The following is a 19,698-nucleotide window of genomic DNA, read 5'->3' as shown; positions in this document are numbered from 1 at the left end:
AACGGTCGGTGCCGTTGATTCGACGGTTATTTGACCACGCGGACGATGCGGAAATCCTGCACCGAGCGAACGAAGCTGCGTAGTGGTTCAGTTGGCGGTTCCATATGGGCATAACGCAACTCAAGATAACTCCTCATCAGCGCCGCAATCTCGTCGCGTTGCGCCGGCAGTGTGCGGGCGGCGCGGCGCAAGTAGTGCTGCGGCCCTTCGCCAATGCGGCGCACGATGCCCTTGCGCGCCAGCTTGCGCTCGAGTTCACGCAGCGCATCGCGCAGTGGATCGCGCGCTTGCCGCTGCCTCAATGCCCAGCCCAAGCCTATCGCGATGAACAGCGTGCCGCTGATGGCGAGCAGCCAGCCAAGCATCGCCGTGTCCACGTCGCGAATGCCGAACGGGGTCAGCAGGCTGCGCTGACGCAAGGCATCGAAACCTATAACGCCCTTGTCCCACCAGCGGTTGACAATATCCCAGTGGTTGCGAAGTCCCTGCATCCAGTCGGTGCGGTACCACGCCAGTTGATCTCCTGCTGCGGCAGCGGCGCCCTGGGACACTCGCTCAGGGCGCACGGCGGCGGTGGGATCGACACGCACCCAGCCGCGCCCGTACAGCCACACTTCGCTCCACGCATGGGCATCGGAATTGCGCACCAGCAGGTAATTGCCCAGCTTGTTCCAGTAGCCGCCCTGGTAGCCGGTGACTACCCTGGCAGGTATGCCGGCGGCCCGCATCAGTACGGTGAATGCCGAGGAATAGTGTTCGCAGAAGCCCTCGCGGGTATCGAACAGGAAGTCGTCCATCGCATTGCGACCCAGCGGGGCAGGCGCCAGCGTGTAACGAAAGCCACCGTCGTGAAACAGGGAGAGCGCAGCACGCACGATGGCACCGTCGTCGTTGCCGTGACTCTGGCGCCATTCCCGGCCTAGCGCGAGCGCTTGCGGGTTGAAGCCGGCAGGCAACTGCAGCCATCGGCGCCGGTGGTTGCCGAGATCCGGTTCGAGCCGGTAACGGGTGGCCGAACTCAGGCTGTAGCTGATCGCGTCGTTGACGGGCTTGTCCGAAATCACCACCCGATTGGCGCGCAGTTGGGCACCCATCGGCGCGGCGATCGGTACATCAAGAGTCGGCAGCACATGCTGGTGGGTTGGCAGGAGACTGACGTGATAGCGGGCGGACCCCGCCACCTCCAGCGTTGACGGCGTCCCCGCCACGAGATCGCGAAACTTCCAGGCAAATCCGTCGTAGTCGCTCATGACATACCCACGGAAGTAGCGCTGGCCGCTAGCGGGTGGGGCGCCGTCAAAGCTGACCCGCATCGCCGGGCTGTCGTCCAGCAGCAGCTCGGCAAACTTGCCCGGCGACATGCTGTCAGCCAGACCGGTAATGGCCTCGTTGGGCGTCGGCGCGCCCCACAGCGGCGAGTCAAGGCGCGGCACCAGCAGGAAGGCCAGCAACGCCAGCGGAAGCGCCGCAGCGGTCAACTTCAGGCCGGGCAACAGTGAGCGAGGCAGGCTGTCGGTTGTCTGCGCCGGCTCGAGTGCCTGCAAGGTGGCCAGCGCCGGCAACAGGCCGAGTGCGACGATGAAGGTGACCACCATGCCCTGGTCGAACAGCAACGCCGCCATCAGTGCAAAGCAGGCAAAACTGATGCCGACGCGGACATCGCGGACGGTTTCGGTTTCCAGCAGTTTCAGAATGAGCAGGCCGACGGCAAGCGCGGTACCCGGTTCGCGACCGAAAATGTTGCCGTATTGCAGCACCACGGCCAGCGTGAGCAGGGCCAGCATCGGCAGCTTCAGCCAGCGTGGCACGCGGCCGGGTCGCTGTCGCCGTTGCCACCAGCGCCATCCAAGCACCATTCCAAGGATCACGACGAGCCACCATGGCATGTGCGCCGCGTGGAGGCCGAGCACCAGCGCCAGGGTCAGGCTCAGCAGATCGAATGCGCGGGCACTGATCGGTCCTGCGGAGGCGACGCGTGCGCGACTCATGGCAACCGGGCCAGTGCGTTCATGCAGCGTGCGTAGTGCAGCGGGCCGCTACTGCCGGTGATGTCGTCGCCGGGCAGCCACAGGCTGTAGTTGCAGCGTTGCGCCTCGGCCTCGTGCAGCCAGCGAGCAAGGCGGGCGATGCGCGCCTCGTTTTCCATGCCACCCAACTGGCGCCAGTCGAGTTGCCATTGGGGCCGGCTTTGCGGCTGCTCGAAATCCTTGACCAGCAGGTTTTCGTGACGGGCACTTGCCTTCCACGCGATGTGACGCCGCGGATCGCCGACGCGGTAATCGCGCAGCGTGACCAATTCGTCGCCGTGGTACAGGCGCACCTGACGGGCATCCCCCGCCGGCGCGCGGGGTGGCGGGCCGGCAGCTTCCGCGCGTGGCCAGACCAGCACGGCCTGCTCCGGCCGCAGCCAGCTCCATGCGCGGAACATGCCCAGGGACCAACTGCTCCATATCCGCATGCGCGGCAGCGCAAGCCAGCCGCGCTTTTCGGTGGGCAGCGAGAGTTGCACGAGGGTCGCGGCCCGGCCATCGAGCGCGAACGCGGTCGTGTCATCGGCAAGATCCAGGCGCAGGGCCTGGCGTGGCCGGGTGGAGTCGAATGCCAGCGTGAGAGTGAGCGGTTCGCCGGCAACCGCGTGACCGGCGCGAATATGACCGAGGCGCAGTCCGTCAAGATTGCGAAACGCCACCAGCATGCTTGCGGCGCTGGCTGCGCCGAGCAGGCAGGTCAGCAGCAGGGCGGCATTGTTGCTGTAGTTCAGGGCGCCCGTCAGCATCACCAGCAGGAGCACGGAGAAGCCCGCGCCGAAACCGGTGGGCACGATATAGATGCGGCGCCGGTGCAGTTCGATCGGCAGGCTTTCCGGACGGCGATGGCGGGTCAATGCAGGTAGCCGTGCCTCCGCCCGACGCTGCAAGTGGTGCAGCAGGCTGCGCATCAATCGACCGCCACCTCGGCCAGCAATTGGCGAGCCAGCGTGTCGCCATTGGTGCCACGGGCCGGCAACAGACGGTGCGCAGCCAGTGGAACGAACAATGCCTGGATGTCCTCCGGCAGCACGTGGTTACGGTGATGGAGCAACGCCCATGCGCGCGCGGCACCCAGCAGGGCAAGGCCGGCCCGGGGCGACAGGCCCACGCGAATGTCGGCATGCCGGCGGCTTGCGCTCAGCAAGGCCTGCAGGTAGTCGAGCAGCGCGCCGCTGGCGGTGATCGACTGCGATTGGCGATGCAGGTCCAGCAGGGCGACGGCATCCAGTTTCGGAGCGAGCTGTGCAAGCACGTGGCGCCGGTCGGCTCCGCCGAGCAGGGCGCGCTCCGCCGCCGCGTCGGGGTAGTCCAGCGTCAAGCGCAGCATGAAGCGGTCGAGCTGGGAGTCGGGCAGTGGGAAAGTGCCATTGAGATCCAGCGGGTTCTGCGTGGCGACCACGAAGAAGGGCTGCGCCAGCCTGTGGGTCTGGCCATCGACGGTGACCTGTCCCTCGGCCATGGCCTCAAGCAGGGCGCTTTGCGTTTTCGGACTGGCGCGGTTGATCTCGTCGGCCAACAGCAGGCCGGTGAAGATCGGGCCCGGATGAAAGCGGAACTGCGCGGTTTCGCGCTCGTAGACGCTGACGCCGATGATGTCCGAAGGCAGCAGGTCGCTGGTGAACTGCACGCGCTGGAATTCCAGCGCGAACGTGGCGGCCAGGGCATGCGCCAGGGTGGTCTTGCCTACCCCGGGAACATCCTCAAGCAGCAGATGGCCGCCAGCGATCAGGCAGGCAAAGGCAAGTTTCACCTGGCGTGGCTTGCCCAGCAGCACCAGATTGACCTGTGCCATGGCGGCATCCAGTCGCTGCTGCAGGGTGGGCTCGTGAGGCTGGCTGATGACGGACATCGTTCGGGATTCTTCGCAGACTGGACGGATTCCAGTGTAGCCGTCCCGCGGGACGGTTCCGGCAGGGTGTCAGGGCACCGCGATGCCGGCCTCGCGCAACAGGCGCGCCAGCGCGATCAGCGGCAATCCGATCAAGGCGCTCGGATCACTGTTTTCGATGGTTTCGAACAGGCTGATGCCCAGCCCTTCGCATTTGAAACTGCCGGCACAGTCCAGCGGTTGTTCATGTTCCACATAACGCGCGATCTCGTCCGGTTGCAGTGAACGGAAGTGCACCCGGGTCAAGTCGACATGGGTGTATTGCCGTTGATGGCGGGTGTCGATGACGCACAGCGCGGTATGGAAGTCGACGCTGCGGCCGGAACTGGCGGTCAGCTGATCGCGGGCGCGTTGCGCGTCACCGGGTTTGTCCAGAACCCGCTCGCCGAGTGCTGCGACCTGGTCGGAGCCGATCACCAGGGCGTCCGGATAATTCCGGGCAACGGCCTCGGCCTTGGCGACAGCCAGGCGCAGGGCACGCGCCGCTGGCGCCTCGCCTTCCAGTGCGGCCTCATCGGTTCCTGGCGCAGCCTGGTCGAAGGCCGGAACCAATCGACGCAGCAGATCGGCGCGATAGCGTGAGGTGGAACCCAGCACGATGCGGGGAGCTGGCGTCGGACCCGTCATGTATCGGACTCGCGCCGGATGTGCTCACGCATGGCGCTGTCAAGATCGGTCTGTGCCTGGTCGAGCGCTTTCAGCAACGGTTGCAGGCGGCTGCGCGTGTCGCGCATGGAGGCGGCTGCCTCGTCCAGTTCCTGCTGGCTCGCTTGCGGTGATCGGTCGCGGATCCACAAGCGCTGCTGCAGCAGGGCGCGCAGGCCGGCGTCCACGGCATGTTGCGCTTCCTGTTCGCTGGCGGCAGGCAGGTCAGGATTCAGCGACATCACTGCATGGGCTTGTTGCAGGCCGGCCCGGCAGGTCTTCAGGTCGGCCTCGAGGCGGTCCGCCAGGTCGAGCAGAGCCGTCAGGCTGCTGCCGCGTTGGTTCTGGCGTCGTCTCAGCAGCAGCGCGGCTGCGCCAAGGACAATCAGCAGCACCAAGAGGGTGGCAAGGGCCAGCGTGATATAGGAATTCAAGGCGGTGACTCAGCGGTCAAAGAGATTCAGTCTGCCGCATCAGGGGCAAATCAGGCAAAATACGCGCTCGCCGAATGCTTTTATGACGCTTCGGAGTTTCGCCAGTTGACTTGAGGCGGCCCGGAACCTAACATTCCGCGATTATGTCCGTGACACTGCCAGAGTCCGTGGACGCTTGGCGCATGGTTTCGGCGCGGCGTTCGTTCGAGGGAACGCTTCCCGTAGCGTCCATGTCACGCCTGTGCGAGGCGTTGGCCGGTACCGAGGGATCGGTGCATTTCGAGCTGGATTTCGGACGCGACCAGTTGGGTATCAGCTACGTCGATGTTCGCGTCAACGGAACCTTGAGCGTGACTTGCCAGCGTACGCTGGAGCCGTTCGAACTGCCGGTGACGGTGGATACGCGGCTCGGCCTGATCAGGGAGGAGCGCGAGGAGGCGGGTTTGCCGCCTGATTGCGAACCGCTGCTGGTGGCCGAGGATGGCCGGTTGAAGCCGGTGGATGTGATAGAAGACGAATTGCTGTTGGCGCTGCCGCTGATCCCGATCAACCCGGATAGCAGGCTGCCCGACGAAGTGATCAGCCAGGAACCGGAAGCGTCCGGTGAAGGGCAGCGAGAAAATCCGTTCGCGGTGTTGCGCGAACTGAAGAAGTAAACGCCGACCCGAGTCATCCGGCGCGGGTCATCAAGCCACAGATCATCTAGTTTCAGTTGGAGAACTACCATGGCAGTTGCCAAGAGCCGCCGTACCCCGTCCACCCGCGGCATGCGCCGTTCGCACGACTCGTTGAAGACCGTGCAGCTGTCGACCGATCCGACCAGCGGTGAGGTCCATCTGCGCCATCACGTCACGAAAGACGGTTACTACCGTGGCAAGAAAGTGATCGAGACCAAGGGTGCGGTGTCGGTCGAGGATTGATCGTCACCGGGGCATCCCCAGGGATGTCCGGGCGAGATCACGAAAACGGCGCGGCGACGCGCCGTTTTGCGTTGTTGGACACGTGAATGTCGTGGTGGGCGGTTGCACTGGCGCCGTCCAGGGCGTTCAATCCCTTGTTTACCTTGATGGACGGTTTGAATGGCCCAGATTTACTCCCGCATCATTGCCACCGGCAGCGCACTGCCGGAGCGAGTGGTAACCAACGCCGATCTGGAAAAGATCGTCGAAACGAGTGACGAGTGGATCCGCAGCCGCACCGGCATCCAGCAGCGCCACATTGCCGCCGATGGCGAGACCACCGGCGATCTGGCATTTCGCGCTGCACAGCGGGCACTCGAGGCTGCGGGCGTCAAGGCGTCCGAACTGGATCTGATCATCCTGGGCACCACCACGCCCGACATCATCTTTCCGTCCACCGCTTGCCTGGTGCAGCATCGCCTCGGCGCCAACGGGTGTGCTGCGTTCGACGTCAATGCGGCGTGCTCGGGTTTTGTTTACGCGTTGGGCATCGCCGACAAGTTCATCAAGAGCGGGCAGTCGAAAAAGGTGTTGGTGATCGGCGCGGAAACACTGACCCGCATGGTGGACTGGACCGAGCGCGAGACATGCGTATTGTTCGGCGATGGCGCGGGTGCGGTGGTGCTTGAAGCGTCGAGTGAGCCGGGCATCTACGCCACCTGTCTGCATGCCGATGGTGGGCACAAGGAGCTGCTGTACAACCCGGTTGGCGTCTCCGTCGGTTTCAAGGACGAGCCCAACCACGGCGTGCGCATTCGCATGGCCGGGCGCGAGGTGTTCAAGGTCGCGGTGAAGACGCTGGATTCGCTGGTCGAGGAAACGCTCGCCGCCGCCGGCATGGATGAATCGCAGATCGACTGGCTGATTCCGCATCAGGCCAATCTGCGCATCATCGAGGCAACGGCCAAGCGCCTAAACATGTCGATGGAGCGCGTCATCGTGACGGTCGACAAGCATGCGAACACGTCGTCGGGTTCAGTGCCGCTGGCGCTCGATTACGCGGTCAGCTCCGGCAAGGTGCAGCGCGGCCAGAATCTGTTGCTGGAAGCTTTTGGCGGCGGCTTCACCTGGGCCTCCGCGCTGCTGCGTTACTGATGGAATGAGGCGCGCGACGCGTGCTGCGATGCCGCCTTCGGGCGGCATCGCGCTTTTTGAAGGCGCGAATCACTGAATACAGCTGCGTATGGCGGTCGATGCATGGCACCATGTTCGCTTTCGTCGACGGGATTCGCCCTTCCATGAGTTCAGTTGCTTCCTCGCTCGCTTTCGTCTTTCCCGGACAGGGTTCGCAATCTGTCGGCATGCTGGCCGAGCTGGCGGCCGCGCACAGCGAAGTCAGGGCCACGTTTGACGAGGCCTCTCAGGGTGCCGCTCTGGATTTGTGGAATCTGGTTGCCCAGGGTCCCGAGGATCAACTCAACCGCACCGAAAATACCCAGCCGGCGCTGCTCGCGGCCAGCGTGGCGGTGTGGCGGGTCTGGCAGAAACTGGGTGGCGCGCAGCCGGCCCGTCTGTCTGGCCACAGCCTCGGCGAGTACAGCGCCCTGGTGTGTGCCGGCGCGCTCTCGCTGCACGACGCGGCGGCGCTGGTTGCCGAGCGCGGTCGCCTGATGCAGGCGGCGGTGCCGGCCGGGGTTGGCGCGATGGCAGCGATCCTTGGTGGCGACGATGCACAGATCGCCGGCGTGTGCGAAGAGATGGCGCAGGGCCAGGTCGTGGCGCCGGCGAACTTCAACTCGCCCGGCCAGCTGGTGATTGCCGGCAATGCCGAGGCGGTGGATCGCGTGCTTGCCCGGCTTGCCGAGCTGGGCGTGAAGAAGGCGATCAAGCTGGCAGTGTCGGTGCCCTCACACTGCGCCTTGATGCGCGGGGCAGCCGACAAGCTGGGCGAGCGCATGGCGACGATCGACTGGAAGCTCCCCGCGGTGCCGGTGATCCAGAACGCAGAGGCGTGCAGCTACGCCAGTGTCGAGGAGATCCACGGCGCGCTGCAGCGCCAGCTTTACATGCCTGTGCGCTGGACCGAATGCGTGCAGGCGCTGGTCGCCGGTGGCGCCATGCGCGTCGCCGAGTGCGGTCCCGGCAAGGTATTGACCGGTCTGATCAAGCGCATCGACAAGGGCCTCGAGGCGCGCGCCATCGGCGCGCCGGCGGATCTGGATACCGCGCTTGCCGAATGGGCATGACGACACATCATCAACCGACTTCCGAAGGAACGATTCAGATGAGCAAACCCCTGCAGGGTGAAATCGCACTGGTCACCGGTGCCAGCCGCGGCATCGGTGCGGCGATCGCCGACGAGCTCGCCGCGATGGGCGCCACCGTCATCGGTACCGCCACCAGTGAAGGCGGTGCCTCCGCCATCGGCGAACGCATGGCGTCCCTCGGTGGGCACGGCCGGGTACTGAACGTCACGGACAGCGCTGCGGTCGATGGCCTGGTCGATGCGATCGCGAAAGAGTTCGGCGCGGTGTCGATCCTGGTCAACAACGCCGGCATCACCCGTGACCAGCTGCTGCTGCGCATGAAGGAAGATGACTGGCAGGCGATCATCGACACCAACCTGACCTCGGTCTACCGCACGTCCAAAGCCGTGATGCGCGGCATGATGAAGGCGAAGAAGGGTCGCATCATCTCCATTGCCTCGGTGATTGGCCTTACCGGCAATCCGGGGCAATCCAATTACGCGGCCGCCAAGGCGGGCATCATCGCGTTCTCGAAGTCCCTGGCGCGCGAGATCGGCAGCCGCGGCATCACGGTCAACGTGGTGGCGCCCGGTTTCATTGATACCGACATGACCCGTGCGCTGCCCGAAGACGCCAGGCAGGCGATGCTGGGACAGATCGCGCTGGGCTGTCTGGGTGAGGCGAAGGACATCGCCAATGCGGTCGGCTTTCTGGCCTCGCCGGCGGCCGCCTACATCACCGGAGAAACACTGCACGTCAACGGTGGCATGTACATGGCGTAACGTGTGTGGACACAGTTGTCGCCAGCGGGCTCGTTTTAGGCGACAATTGCACTTTCGTGCCGGTCAGCGGGGTTTGAACCCCGGGCCGCCGGCTCATCGTGGCAGCCTTGCGGTTTAGCCACTACAATGCGCCGGCCTTTTGCAGGCATAGAGCCGGCACAGACAAATCATTTACTCCTTGAGAGGTATGGGCAACATGAGCACCATCGAAGAGCGCGTCAAGAAAATCGTCATCGAGCAGTTGGGCGTGAAGGAAGATGAAGTCACGGCGAACGCTTCGTTCGTTGACGACCTGGGCGCAGATTCGCTGGACACGGTGGAACTGGTTATGGCCCTCGAGGAAGAATTCGAGACCGAGATTCCCGACGAAGACGCCGAGAAGATCACCACCGTGCAGCAGGCCGTCGACTACATCAAGGCCCACTCCAAGGATTGATCGGCAGGGAATTGACCGCCGTTGAGCGGATGGGCTCGCCCCGCGCGGGCCGGTTCGTTCACGTGTCGGCACCGAAAGCTGCGCCATCTTGGCGCAGTTTTCGTTTCTGGATTTTGTAACGTCCGACCCCGTATGGTCGCCGGGAAATACCGGTGTCCAGGGTAAGCGCCGGGCCAGGACGGGTTACATGGCATCACCTGCGCAGGCGGACTGCCGGCAGTGGCAGATCCACGCAATCACGTAAGGAAATCAGCATGAGCAAGCGACGTGTGGTAGTGACCGGCATGGGCATCATCTCGCCGGTCGGCAACGATATCGCCAGTGCCTGGGATCGCGTCGTCCAGGGCGTCAGCGGCATCGGTCCGGTCACTCATTTCGACACCTCCGCTTATTCCACGCGCATTGCGGGCCAGGTCGCGGATTTCGATCCGGCCGACTGGATGCCGGCGAAAGACGTCAAGAAGATGGATCCGTTCATCCACTATGGCGTGGCGGCGGGCACCCAGGCGCTGCGCGACTCCGGTCTGGAAGTGACCGAAGCCAATGCGCCGCGCATCGGTGTGGCGGTCGGTGCCGGCATCGGCGGTTTGTACACCATCGAGGCGACGGCGCTGGAGCTTGCCGCGAAGGGGCCGCGTCGCGTCTCGCCGTTCTACGTGCCCAGTTCGATCATCAACATGGTGTCGGGCCAGCTGTCGATCATGTTCGGCCTGAAAGGACCGAACATCGCCTGCGTGACGGCCTGTACCACGGGCACTCACAACATCGGCCTCGCCGCGCGAATGATCCAGTACGGCGATGCCGACGCGATGATCGCCGGTGGCGCCGAGTTCGCCACTACCGGTACCGCGATGGCCGGTTTCTGTTCGGCCAAGGCGATGTCCACCCGCAACGACGAGCCGACCAAGGCCAGCCGGCCATGGGACAAGGACCGCGATGGCTTCGTGCTGTCCGACGGCTCCGGGGTATTGATGCTGGAAGAGTACGAGCACGCCAAGGCACGTGGTGCGCGGATCTATGCCGAGCTGGTCGGTTTCGGCATGAGCGGCGACGCATTCCACATGACGGCGCCGAGCGAGGGCGGTGAAGGTGCCGCGCGCTGCATGCAGACGGCATTGAATGACGCCGGACTCAACCCCGCCGATGTGCAGTACGTCAACGCACATGGCACTTCCACGCCGCTGGGTGATCTGGGCGAAGTGATGGCTGCGAAGAAGGTCTTCGGCGATCACGCCCACAAGCTGGCGATGAGTTCGACCAAGTCGACCACCGGCCACCTGCTGGGTGCGGCGGGCGGCGTCGAGGCGATCTTCACCGTGCTTGCGCTGCGCGACCAGGTGCTCCCGCCGACGATCAACCTCGAAAATCCAGGCGAAGGTTGCGACCTGGATTTTGTGCCGAACACCGCGCGCGAGGCGAAGTTCGATGTGGCCATTTCCAACTCCTTCGGCTTTGGCGGCACCAACGGTACGCTGGCTTTCCGTCGCGTCTGATCGCCAGGCGTGACCTGCCATCGTCGTATCCTGCACGGCCGGCGTGATCTGCTCGCGCCGGCCGCTTCATTTCCCGGGCGCTATCCGTGCCTGCTGGAAAGCGTGGTGCATGGCACCGCACAATCGCGTTACGACATCCTGTTCGCCTTTCCCGAAGATCAGTGGAGCCTTCATGCCGATGGCGGCCTGCGCGACGGCGAGGGCCGGGTTCGTCAGGGTAAGTTTCTCGATGAACTTGACGCGGCGTGGCGGGCCGGGCGCCTGCCGGCCTCCGACGACGGGTTGCCGTTTCATGGTGGCTGGGTACTGTTTCTGGCGTATGAGCTGGCGGGCGAGATCGAGCCAGGCCTGCGCCTGCGTTCGTCCGCGGAGTTGCCGGTGGCGTTGGCCATACGTTGCCCTGCAGCGGTGATCGTCGATCATGCGCAAAGTCGCACCATCCTGGTGGCCGAGTCGGGATGCGGGGATCTTCTGGATCAGCTTGAGTCCGACCTTACCGTGATGTCGTCGGTCGCTCCACTGGCCGAACTGTCCGATTGGGATGAGGACGAGCCGCAGCGGTTTCTCGACGGCGTGGAGCGAATCCATGAACATCTTTACGCCGGCGACATCTTCCAGGTGAACCTGTCGCGTGCGTGGCGCGCACGCTATGTGCAGCCCCCCGCACCGGCGTCGCTGTATGCGGTCTTGCGTCGCGCCAACCCCGCGCCGTTCGCCGGTCTGCTGCAACAGCCGGCCTGGGCGGTGGTCAGCTCATCGCCGGAACGGCTGGTCGAGGTGCGCGGCGGCGTGGCGCAGACCCGACCGATTGCCGGCACGCGCCCGCGCTTGCCGGGCGACGACGAGCTGGCCCGGATCCGCGAGTTGACCGCGCATCCGAAGGAGCGTGCCGAGCACGTGATGTTGATCGACCTGGAACGCAATGACCTTGGCCGGGTTTGCGTGCCGGGAACGGTCGAGGTCGACGAGCTGATGGTGGTGGAGAGTTACGCCCACGTTCACCACATCGTGTCCAATGTACGCGGACGCCTGCGCGCCGACGTGACTCCGGGCGAAGTGATCGCCGCCACCTTTCCCGGGGGGACGATCACCGGCTGTCCGAAGGTGCGCTGCATGGAAATCATTTCGGCGCTGGAAGACGCGCCACGCGGCGCCTATACCGGCGCACTGGGCTATCTCGATCGCAACGGTGAGCTCGACTTGAACATCCTGATTCGCACGCTGACCCAAGTGGGCAACGAAGTGAGTCTGCGCGCGGGCGCAGGCATCGTGGTCGATTCGGTGGCGGCGGGCGAACTGGACGAAACCCGCGCCAAGGCGCGGGGCCTGTTGCGTGCACTGGGCGTGCCGGAATGATGTCGTCCCGTGTCCTGGTCAACGGCGTGTCGACGGGACAGGTTTCCGTGCTGGACCGTGGCATGGCTTACGGCGATGGCCTGTTTGAAAGCATTCGCCTGGTCGGAACGATCGCGCCGCTGTGGTCGCGCCACATGCAGCGACTGGCCGAGGGCTGTGCCCGTTTGCGAATTCCCGTGCCCGATGTGCAGCAACTTTGGCATGAGGCGCTGCAGGTCAGTGAGGGCATGGCGCAGTCCGTGGTACGCCTCACCCTCAGTCGCGGCCAGGGTGAGCGGGGATACGCGTTGCCGGCGAAGCCGAGTCCCACCCGCATCGTGGCGGCCTTTGTGCCGCCGCAAGTGGACGAACAAGCGTACGGACCGGGCCTGCAATTGCGCGTTTGCGATATCCGCCTGGCGGAGCAGCCGCTGCTGGCGGGCCTCAAGCATCTGAACCGGCTGGAACAGGTCCTGGCCCGGGCCGAGTGGGATGATCCGGCGATCGCCGAGGGCGTGCTGCTAGATAGCCACGAGCGGGTGATTTCGGCGACCATGGCCAATCTGTTTGCGATGGTCGACGGCAAATTGCTGACGCCGTCGCTGGAACGCTGTGGTGTTGCCGGGGTGGCGCGGGCCGAGGTGCTGGCTCGTTACCCCGATGCCCGGCCGAGTGACATGACCATGGCGACGCTGCATGCGGCCAGTGAACTGTTTCTCAGCTCGAGCGTACGCGGCATCGTGCCAGTGCGTGCGCTGGAGAGGCGCCATTATGTGCCCGGTGCAACCACGCGGGCATTGCAGCAGCATTGGCGGAATCTGGGTTTTACGATGGAGCAGGCTGGATGAGTGACAAACTGGTGCGCGGACGCGCATGGCCCACGCTGCTGTTGCTCCTGTTTCTGGTGGCAGCCGGCACCGTGTTCTATTTCGGGAATGCGTACACCCGATTCAGCTCGACGCCGCTGAATGTGGCAGCCAGTGGCGACAGCATCGACATCAGTCGCGGCAGCAGTTTCCGGAGCATCGTTGCCGAACTGCGACAGCACCGGCTGAGCACGGCCAATCCGATCTACTGGCGTGCGCTGGCGACGCAGATGCAAGTGGCCGGCAAACTGCATGCCGGCGAATATGCCCTCGAACCCGGGATCACGCCACGCCAGCTGCTGGCCAACATGGCGGCGGGCAGGGTGTTGCAACGCAATTTCACCATCGTCGATGGCTGGACCTTCGCCGAACTGCGCCAGGCGCTGGCGAAGGCCGAGAAGCTGCAACACGACAGCACGAACCTGGACAACGCCGCCCTGATGCAAAAAATCGGGGCGGGCGGCGAGGCACCGGAAGGACGCTTCCTGCCCGAGACCTACGCCTATGTGAAAGGCGACAGTGAGCTGGACATCCTGCGCCGCGCGCATGCGGCCATGGTCAAGACGCTGGCCGAGTTGTGGGCGGCTCGCGCTCCGGACCTGCCGTTGGCCACGCCTTACGACGCCCTGATCCTGGCCTCGATCGTGGAGAAGGAAACCGGGCGCGCCGATGAGCGGGCACAGATCGCCGGGGTGTTCGTGCGGCGTCTGCAGGACCACATGCTGCTGCAGACCGATCCCAGCGTGATCTACGGGATGGGCGCGAACTACGCCGGCAACATCCGCAAGAGCGACCTGACCACCGACACGCCATTCAATACCTATACCCGGGCCGGCTTGCCGCCGACACCGATCGCGTTGCCGGGCAAGCCGGCGCTGGTGGCCGCGCTGCATCCGGCCGCTGGCGACGTGCTTTATTTCGTGGCGCGCGGCGATGGCGGTCATGTCTTCGCGCGTACGCTGGAGGAACACAATCGCAATGTCGATTGCTATCAGCGGAAACGTTGCCGATGACTGCGCGCGGAAAATTCATCAGCCTCGAAGGTGGCGAGGGAGCGGGCAAGAGCACCTTGCTGGCCGGCTTGCGCGCGTGCATCGAAGGACAAGGCATTTCGCTGGTGCAGACCCGGGAGCCGGGCGGAACGGGGGTTGGTGAGGCGGTCCGGGCCATCGTGCTTGACCCGGCCCAGCGCGGCATGGCCGCGGAAACCGAGCTCTTGCTGATGTTCGCATCGCGCGCGCAACTGGTGCGCGAGGTCATCGAGCCCGCGCTGGCTGCCGGTCACTGGGTGTTGTGTGATCGGTACGCCGATGCCAGTCATGCCTATCAGGGGGGCGGACGTGGACAGCCGACAGAGCGCATCGCCGAGCTCGAGCGCTGGGCCTGCAAAGGCTTGACCCCCGAGCTGACCTTGCTGCTCGACCTGCCGGTGGCCACGGGTCGCGCGCGTGCCGCGGGTCGGGGTGAGGCCGACCGGATAGAGGCCGAGGCGGATGCGTTTTTCGAGCGGGTGCGTGCCACTTATCGAGAGCGTGCGGAGGCCGAACCGCGGCGGTTCCGCGTGCTGGACGCCAGTCAGTCGCCTGCGCAGGTGCTGCAGGCGGCCACCCTCGCGGTGCAGAACCTGCTGGATGAGGCGCAGGCATGAGCATCCTGCCTTGGCAAGTCGCCCACTGGGACCGCCTTCAGGCGAGTCGCCAGCGTGGCGCGCTGGCGCATGCCTTGCTGTTGTGCGGCGCTGCCGGGCTGGACAAGCGCGCGTTCGCCCAACAGTTCGTGCAGGGTCTGTTATGCAGCGCTCCGGCAGGGGGAGAGCCTTGCCGCCATTGCCGCAGTTGCCTGCTGATAGCGGCCGGATCCCATCCGGACGTCGTTTCGCTGACCTTCGGCCTGCGCAAGGATGGGGTCCAGCGCAGCGAGATCGTGGTCGACCAGATTCGGGAATTGTCGGCGCGGCTGGCGATGAACAGCCAGTTTGGTGGCTGGCAGGTAGCGACCATCGATCCGGCCGATGCGATGAACCCGGCCGCGGCGAACGCGCTGCTGAAGACGCTGGAGGAACCGGCCGCGCAGACCATGCTGATTCTGCTGGCCGACGCGCCCTGGCGCCTGCCGCAGACCATTCGCAGCCGCTGTCAGCGGGTCGAGTTCCAGCTGCCCGCCGAAGCCGACGCGTTGGCCTGGCTGCAAGCTGAAGGTGTGCGCCATCCGGCGGAGGCGCTCGCCGCCGCCGCTGGCAATCCCGGTCTGGCGCAGGCATGGGCCCGCGAGGGCGCGCTGGAACGCCGTCACGAAGTGCGCAAGGACCTGGCGGCGCTCGCTGCGGGGCGGGGTCAACCGACCGAGGTGGTCAAGCGCTGGCTGGATAGCGAGCCGACGCAACGATTGTGGTTCGCCGCGCAAGCCACCGCGGATGAGGTCCGGGCACGTTCGACCTCGGCTGCCGGCCCACTGGCGAGCGCGATGGATGTCGAGGCACTCGGGCAGTGGTACTCCGCGGTCAATCGCACCCGCGAGGCATTGCGCGGACCGTTACGCGCTGATCTGCTGCTGCTGGAGCTGCTCTCGCAGTGGCGATGACCCAGCCCCGCGACTTTTCACGGACGGCGGTCGTGATGCAGGGGCTGCCGGAGTTTTCCGCGCAGACCCGATTGTTGGTGGTGGCGCCCCATCCGGATGATGAAACCATCGCCACGGGTCTGCTGATCCAGCGGGTACTCGAAGCCGGTGGCGAGGTACGCGTCCTGCTGCTCACCGGCGGCGACAACAATCCCTGGCCGCAACGCTGGCTGGAACGGCGGATTTTCATTGGTGCCAGCGCCCGCAAGCGCTGGGGCGCGCGCCGTCATGGCGAAATGTTGCAGGCATTGCAGCGGTTGGGTCTGCGGGACTCGAGCCTGCAATCGCTGGGGTGGCCGGACATGGCGGTGACCGATCGGCTGCTGCGGAAAGCTCACGAGTCGGTATCGACGCTGGCCGCCGCGATCGGCCAGTTCAGTCCCAGCCTGGTCGTGGCGCCGGCGCTGTCGGACGATCATCCCGATCATGGTGCGGCGCATGTGCTGGTGCGTCTGGCCATCGCCGGGATGGACGAGCCGTTGCCGTTGCTGACCTATCTGGTACACGGCCATGATGGTGATGGTCGCGGTTTTGAGGTGGTTGGCAGCACGGCGCAACTGGCTTGCAAGCTTGCCGCACTTGATGAGCATCGCAGCCAGATGGCGTTGAGCGGCAAGCGCATGCGGCATCTGGCGGGACGACCAGAGATTTGTGCGTGGCCGGCAAAGGCGCTGGCTGCCCTGCCTTGGCGGCCCGCCGCCTGCCTGCTTCCGTGGTTGCGCATCAGTGTGGTCAGTCCCGCGGGCGTCACCAGCTGGCGATGGGGCGAAGCTCCGCTGCGGCGCGATCCAACGGGCGCCTGGCAATTGCTGCCGTCCAACCAGCCGAGTTGCGGCCCCGTTTTCGTCCGGCTGGCGCTGATTTTGCCCACGCCGTGGATTTTCGACCACTGGGGATGGTGCGAGCTGGCCATCGCCGACACGTCGCTGTTACCGGCTCTTGCGCTGACTGAGGGACCGGGCTAGCGTGACGGAAGGGGGAAGATGACGGGGCTTGGTCTGTCATCACGTCGTGCCATCCAGTTTTGATGGTGACGGCAATTCCAGTGAATCCAGCCACTGCCTGACAAGGCAGACTTCACCGCAGCTGTCCATCTGGCGGATATCCGAATGCAGCTATCGGGGCAAAACTCCAACCATGAGGCAGTCGAGGCTGTGTCAGGCGAGAGTTTTCACGCTGCGCTGTCCGAGATCGGGCAGCTACTGGTGCGATCGCTGGAGCCTGCTGTCTTGTATGAGGCGGTGATCGAGGTATTGCAGCGCCGGATCGGTGCGCTTCTGGTGATGGTGGGTGACTTGGATCGCAGTGACCAGTGCCTGCGACGGATTGCACCGGCGGACGTGAGTGCCGAGATGGCCGATATCTATCCTGACCGGATTCCGTTTTCGGCGGCACAACCTTCTTTCTGGCGTGGCGAGCCGCAACTGGAGGCCGATATCCGCCGTAGCGATGCGTTGCGGATGTTCCGGGAGGCTTATGTTCGGCACGGAGTGCAAGCGGCGCTCGCGGTGCCGGTGCTGAAGTTTGGTGAGGTATGTGCGGCGTTGACGATACGCGCGGTACACGCCGACTTCTTTACGACGCGAATGATCGAGCTTCTGCAGCAGGCGGCGATCAGTATCGGTTTTGGGCTCGAGGCGCACGATCAGCGCCGGCGGCTGCTGTTGTCGGTGCAGGACGAAGCCCGGCAGCGCCGCTCGCTGCGCCTGCTCAGCGAGATGATCAAGCTGGTCACCCATAGCGAAAGCGAATTGTCGCTGTTGCATGGTGCCTGTCAGGTGGTTCGTGCGGTGGGTGGCTATCGCGCTGCCGGGGTCGGGTTGCTGGAGGCGGGGAACCCGGGGCGGTTGCGGCAGCAGGCCCAGCAAGGGCTGGATGATCCGGCCCTGCTGGATCTTCAGCTGGACCCATGCCATGACGAGCCCGCTGCCTCCCTGGTCGTCAAGGCGCTGGCTGCCGGCCTGCCGCAATCGACCCATTTGCCTGCGCACAACAATCCCGGTCATCCGGTCTGGCGCGACGGCGCGGGTGTGCGATGTCTGCTGGCCTTGCCGCTGCACGTCGGCGGGACGCTCGCCGGTTGCCTGTTGATCGGGTCCGATAGGGACGACGCATTTGGCGAGATCGAAATCCAGGCGTTCACGGAAATGGCAGTGGAGCTGGGGTTGGGTATCCAGATGCAGCGTGCGCACGCGGCCCGGCTTGCCGCTGAGCAGGAACTGCGATTCAACCTGCAGTATTTCCGCACCGTGCTTTCCAACCAGCATGCCGGCATCGTGCTGGTTTCCGAGGAAGACCGGGTGGAATTTGCCAATGAGGCATTCTGCAGTCTGTTCGGATTGAGCGAATCCCCGGCAGCGCTGGAAGGCCGGCATGCCGATTGGCTTTATACGAGATTGCGTTCGGCGCATGACGATCCGGTCGCAGGCGAGCAACGCATCCGCGAGATTCTGCAGGAGCAGCTGCCGGTCAAGGGCGAGGAAGTGGCCATGAGTGACGGGCGCACTTTTCTCAGGGACTTCACGCCGGTAAGCATCGGCGGTGTTCCCAGCGGCCGCCTTTGGCACCACCGCGACGTCACGCAACAGAAGCTGCACGAAGCCCGGGTGGAGCGGCTGGCATTCTACGACGTGGTCACCGGCCTGCCGAATCGCCGGCTGCTGTTTGAATTGCTGGAGCAGGCGCGCAGCAGCGCCAGGGCCCAGGGCACATTGCTGGCGGTGGGCGTGCTCGATCTTGATCGTTTCAAGAGTGTGAATGACACGATTGGTCATGGTGGTGGCGACCATGTATTGGCGGAGGCCTCCGCGCGGATCGTGGACATGTTGCGCGAAGCCGACGTGCTGGCGCGATTTGGCGGGGACGAGTTCGCCCTGGTCATATCCGGCCTGGACAGTCGCGAGCAGCTCGACGCGATCAGTCGCTGCATCCTTCAGGCGCTGCGTGCGCCGTTCAACCTGATGGGCGAGCAACTGCACCTGTCCGCCAGCATTGGCTGGACGCTTTTTCCGCTGGATGAGTCGGATGCAGAAGGCCTGGTGCGACACGCCGATCTGGCGATGTACCAGGCCAAGGACGAAGGCAAGGACCGTGGCTTGCTGTATCAGCCGGCCATGGAGCTGGAGCAGGTTCGGCTGCAAGCCATGCGCGATCGGTTTGCGCAGGCGTTGCAGCAGGGCAGGCTGCAATTGCTGTTCCAGCCGATTGTCTACATCGACGGTTTGCCCGGTCTGCATGGCGTGGCGGGCATGGAGGCCCTGCTGCGTCTGAGTGATACCGACCAACTGGTCGAACCAAGCAACTTCATGCACGTGCTGGATGATCCGCAACTGGCCCGACCGATCGGCCGCTACGTACTGGGGGAGGCGCTGCGCTGCTGCCAGTCGTGGATGCGCGCCGGCGTGTCGATTCCGGTGTCAGTCAATATCAGTACCCGCCACCTGCTGCATCCGGCTTTTTTCAACGATATCGATGCGGTGCTCGAGAGTTACCCCGACGTGGCAAACGTCGGTTTCGGCATTGAAGTGACCGAAACCGGACCCAGCATGGATCATGCGCGGGCCAAGGACGTGATCGAGGAATGCCGTCGTCGCGGCATTCGTGTCGGTCTGGACGATTTCGGTACCGGCAGTGCGTCGTTGAGCCATATCCAGAAGCTCGATATCGAACACATCAAGCTGGACCAGAGTTTCGTGCGTGACATTCTCAGCGAAGAGCGCAATGTGGCGATCGCGGCAGGGGTTATCACCACGGCGCGGATGCTCGCCAAGGTCGTGATTGCCGAAGGCGTGGAAACTTCCGACCAGGGTGATCTGCTTGCCTCGTTGGGGTGCCATCAATTGCAGGGCTTTTCGATCTCGCGTCCGATGAGCGCTGAGCGCGTACCGGCCTGGGTTGCCGGCTGGATTCCACCGGCGTCGTGGGACAGTCTGGTCAACGAGCGGCAATCGCTGCTGGCGCAACAGCAGGGTGGTCCGGAATGACATCTTTATGCGCCAGGTGTGCGCCAGCCGATGGATCGGCGG

General features: G+C 64.8%; 19 protein-coding genes. 14 read left to right on the top strand and 5 right to left on the bottom strand.

Translation table 11 applies throughout. The annotated features are described in order from the left end of the window. Positions 1–26: 26 nt before the first annotated feature. The 5 genes from ACVWWQ_RS03525 to ACVWWQ_RS03505 form a co-directional block, all read right to left on the bottom strand. On the bottom strand, positions 27–1,988 hold the full coding sequence (locus ACVWWQ_RS03525) for a DUF3488 and transglutaminase-like domain-containing protein (protein ID WP_133949953.1): 1,962 nt from the start codon (positions 1,986–1,988) through the stop codon (positions 27–29). Next, positions 1,985–2,938 (bottom strand): DUF58 domain-containing protein, encoded by a 954-nt coding sequence (locus tag ACVWWQ_RS03520; RefSeq protein WP_133949955.1) that lies wholly within the window; start codon positions 2,936–2,938, stop codon positions 1,985–1,987. Before ACVWWQ_RS03520 ends, ACVWWQ_RS03525 begins: the two co-directional genes overlap by 4 nt. Beyond that, on the bottom strand, positions 2,938–3,879 hold the full coding sequence (locus ACVWWQ_RS03515; RefSeq protein WP_133949957.1) for an AAA family ATPase: 942 nt from the start codon (positions 3,877–3,879) through the stop codon (positions 2,938–2,940). The genes ACVWWQ_RS03520 and ACVWWQ_RS03515 overlap by 1 nt, the downstream gene beginning before the upstream one ends. A gap of 69 nt (positions 3,880–3,948) precedes the next feature. Then, entirely contained in the window at positions 3,949–4,545 is a 597-nt protein-coding gene (locus tag ACVWWQ_RS03510) for a Maf family nucleotide pyrophosphatase (RefSeq protein WP_099651890.1), read from the bottom strand. Continuing rightward, entirely contained in the window at positions 4,542–4,997 is a 456-nt protein-coding gene (locus tag ACVWWQ_RS03505; protein WP_099651891.1) for a hypothetical protein, read from the bottom strand. The genes ACVWWQ_RS03510 and ACVWWQ_RS03505 overlap by 4 nt, the downstream gene beginning before the upstream one ends. A gap of 182 nt (positions 4,998–5,179) precedes the next feature. On the opposite strand from ACVWWQ_RS03505, the gene ACVWWQ_RS03500 reads away from it, so the two are divergent. The 14 genes from ACVWWQ_RS03500 to ACVWWQ_RS03435 all read left to right on the top strand — a co-directional run bounded on the left by ACVWWQ_RS03500 (position 5,180) and on the right by ACVWWQ_RS03435 (position 19,656). Then, the gene (locus tag ACVWWQ_RS03500; protein WP_133950920.1) at positions 5,180–5,653 is read left to right on the top strand and encodes a YceD family protein; all 474 of its coding nucleotides are present in this window, start codon (positions 5,180–5,182) and stop codon (positions 5,651–5,653) included. Between the two features lie 69 nt (positions 5,654–5,722). Then, positions 5,723–5,917, top strand: a complete 195-nt coding sequence (rpmF, locus tag ACVWWQ_RS03495) for a 50S ribosomal protein L32 (protein WP_007081784.1) — start codon at positions 5,723–5,725, stop codon at positions 5,915–5,917. A gap of 159 nt (positions 5,918–6,076) precedes the next feature. After that, entirely contained in the window at positions 6,077–7,051 is a 975-nt protein-coding gene (locus ACVWWQ_RS03490; protein WP_099651892.1) for a beta-ketoacyl-ACP synthase III, read from the top strand. Positions 7,052–7,194: 143 nt separating this feature from the next. Then, on the top strand, positions 7,195–8,142 hold the full coding sequence (fabD, locus tag ACVWWQ_RS03485) for an ACP S-malonyltransferase (RefSeq protein WP_133949959.1): 948 nt from the start codon (positions 7,195–7,197) through the stop codon (positions 8,140–8,142). A gap of 38 nt (positions 8,143–8,180) precedes the next feature. Continuing rightward, a complete protein-coding gene (gene fabG, locus ACVWWQ_RS03480) occupies positions 8,181–8,924 on the top strand; it encodes a 3-oxoacyl-ACP reductase FabG (protein WP_133949961.1) in 744 nt (247 codons plus the stop codon). Positions 8,925–9,120: 196 nt separating this feature from the next. Then, positions 9,121–9,360 carry an acyl carrier protein gene (gene acpP, locus ACVWWQ_RS03475; protein ID WP_007805185.1) on the top strand — a complete coding sequence of 80 codons (240 nt, stop codon included), beginning with the start codon at positions 9,121–9,123 and terminating at the stop codon, positions 9,358–9,360. A gap of 254 nt (positions 9,361–9,614) precedes the next feature. Further along, entirely contained in the window at positions 9,615–10,853 is a 1,239-nt protein-coding gene (gene fabF / locus ACVWWQ_RS03470; protein ID WP_133949963.1) for a beta-ketoacyl-ACP synthase II, read from the top strand. Positions 10,854–10,862: 9 nt separating this feature from the next. Next, positions 10,863–12,209, top strand: coding sequence for an aminodeoxychorismate synthase component I (locus tag ACVWWQ_RS03465; protein ID WP_133949965.1), 1,347 nt, complete (start codon positions 10,863–10,865; stop codon positions 12,207–12,209). Further along, entirely contained in the window at positions 12,209–13,036 is an 828-nt protein-coding gene (gene pabC / locus ACVWWQ_RS03460) for an aminodeoxychorismate lyase (RefSeq protein WP_133949967.1), read from the top strand. Before ACVWWQ_RS03465 ends, pabC begins: the two co-directional genes overlap by 1 nt. Further along, entirely contained in the window at positions 13,033–14,067 is a 1,035-nt protein-coding gene (mltG, locus tag ACVWWQ_RS03455) for an endolytic transglycosylase MltG (RefSeq protein WP_133949969.1), read from the top strand. The genes pabC and mltG overlap by 4 nt, the downstream gene beginning before the upstream one ends. Beyond that, positions 14,064–14,702 (top strand): dTMP kinase, encoded by a 639-nt coding sequence (gene tmk, locus ACVWWQ_RS03450; RefSeq protein ID WP_133949971.1) that lies wholly within the window; start codon positions 14,064–14,066, stop codon positions 14,700–14,702. Before mltG ends, tmk begins: the two co-directional genes overlap by 4 nt. Next, a complete protein-coding gene (gene holB / locus ACVWWQ_RS03445) occupies positions 14,699–15,634 on the top strand; it encodes a DNA polymerase III subunit delta' (protein WP_133949973.1) in 936 nt (311 codons plus the stop codon). The genes tmk and holB overlap by 4 nt, the downstream gene beginning before the upstream one ends. Beyond that, positions 15,631–16,638 (top strand): PIG-L family deacetylase, encoded by a 1,008-nt coding sequence (locus tag ACVWWQ_RS03440; RefSeq protein ID WP_099651900.1) that lies wholly within the window; start codon positions 15,631–15,633, stop codon positions 16,636–16,638. Before holB ends, ACVWWQ_RS03440 begins: the two co-directional genes overlap by 4 nt. Positions 16,639–16,782: 144 nt before the next feature. Further along, complete coding sequence (locus ACVWWQ_RS03435) at positions 16,783–19,656, top strand: EAL domain-containing protein (protein ID WP_133949975.1); 2,874 nt, start codon at positions 16,783–16,785, stop codon at positions 19,654–19,656. Positions 19,657–19,698: the final 42 nt, after the last annotated feature.

It is taken from the genome of Rhodanobacter sp. TND4EL1 (assembly GCF_054061035.1).
The sequence above is the reverse complement of the archived record's forward strand: the minus strand, read 5'-3'. Positions and strand labels throughout refer to the sequence as shown.

What these genes read in the sequence shown, in the direction of transcription:
- ACVWWQ_RS03525 (WP_133949953.1), bottom strand. Translation starts at nt 1,988, where the DNA reads ATGAGTCGCGCACGCGTCGCCTCCGCAGGACCGATCAGTGCCCGCGCA.
- ACVWWQ_RS03520 (WP_133949955.1), bottom strand. Translation starts at nt 2,938, where the DNA reads ATGCGCAGCCTGCTGCACCACTTGCAGCGTCGGGCGGAGGCACGGCTA.
- ACVWWQ_RS03515 (WP_133949957.1), bottom strand. Translation starts at nt 3,879, where the DNA reads ATGTCCGTCATCAGCCAGCCTCACGAGCCCACCCTGCAGCAGCGACTG.
- ACVWWQ_RS03510 (WP_099651890.1), bottom strand. Translation starts at nt 4,545, where the DNA reads ATGACGGGTCCGACGCCAGCTCCCCGCATCGTGCTGGGTTCCACCTCA.
- ACVWWQ_RS03500 (WP_133950920.1), top strand. Translation starts at nt 5,180, where the DNA reads ATGGTTTCGGCGCGGCGTTCGTTCGAGGGAACGCTTCCCGTAGCGTCC.
- rpmF (WP_007081784.1), top strand. Translation starts at nt 5,723, where the DNA reads ATGGCAGTTGCCAAGAGCCGCCGTACCCCGTCCACCCGCGGCATGCGC.
- ACVWWQ_RS03490 (WP_099651892.1), top strand. Translation starts at nt 6,077, where the DNA reads ATGGCCCAGATTTACTCCCGCATCATTGCCACCGGCAGCGCACTGCCG.
- fabD (WP_133949959.1), top strand. Translation starts at nt 7,195, where the DNA reads ATGAGTTCAGTTGCTTCCTCGCTCGCTTTCGTCTTTCCCGGACAGGGT.
- fabG (WP_133949961.1), top strand. Translation starts at nt 8,181, where the DNA reads ATGAGCAAACCCCTGCAGGGTGAAATCGCACTGGTCACCGGTGCCAGC.
- acpP (WP_007805185.1), top strand. Translation starts at nt 9,121, where the DNA reads ATGAGCACCATCGAAGAGCGCGTCAAGAAAATCGTCATCGAGCAGTTG.
- fabF (WP_133949963.1), top strand. Translation starts at nt 9,615, where the DNA reads ATGAGCAAGCGACGTGTGGTAGTGACCGGCATGGGCATCATCTCGCCG.
- pabC (WP_133949967.1), top strand. Translation starts at nt 12,209, where the DNA reads ATGTCGTCCCGTGTCCTGGTCAACGGCGTGTCGACGGGACAGGTTTCC.
- mltG (WP_133949969.1), top strand. Translation starts at nt 13,033, where the DNA reads ATGAGTGACAAACTGGTGCGCGGACGCGCATGGCCCACGCTGCTGTTG.
- tmk (WP_133949971.1), top strand. Translation starts at nt 14,064, where the DNA reads ATGACTGCGCGCGGAAAATTCATCAGCCTCGAAGGTGGCGAGGGAGCG.
- holB (WP_133949973.1), top strand. Translation starts at nt 14,699, where the DNA reads ATGAGCATCCTGCCTTGGCAAGTCGCCCACTGGGACCGCCTTCAGGCG.
- ACVWWQ_RS03440 (WP_099651900.1), top strand. Translation starts at nt 15,631, where the DNA reads ATGACCCAGCCCCGCGACTTTTCACGGACGGCGGTCGTGATGCAGGGG.
- ACVWWQ_RS03435 (WP_133949975.1), top strand. Translation starts at nt 16,783, where the DNA reads ATGCAGCTATCGGGGCAAAACTCCAACCATGAGGCAGTCGAGGCTGTG.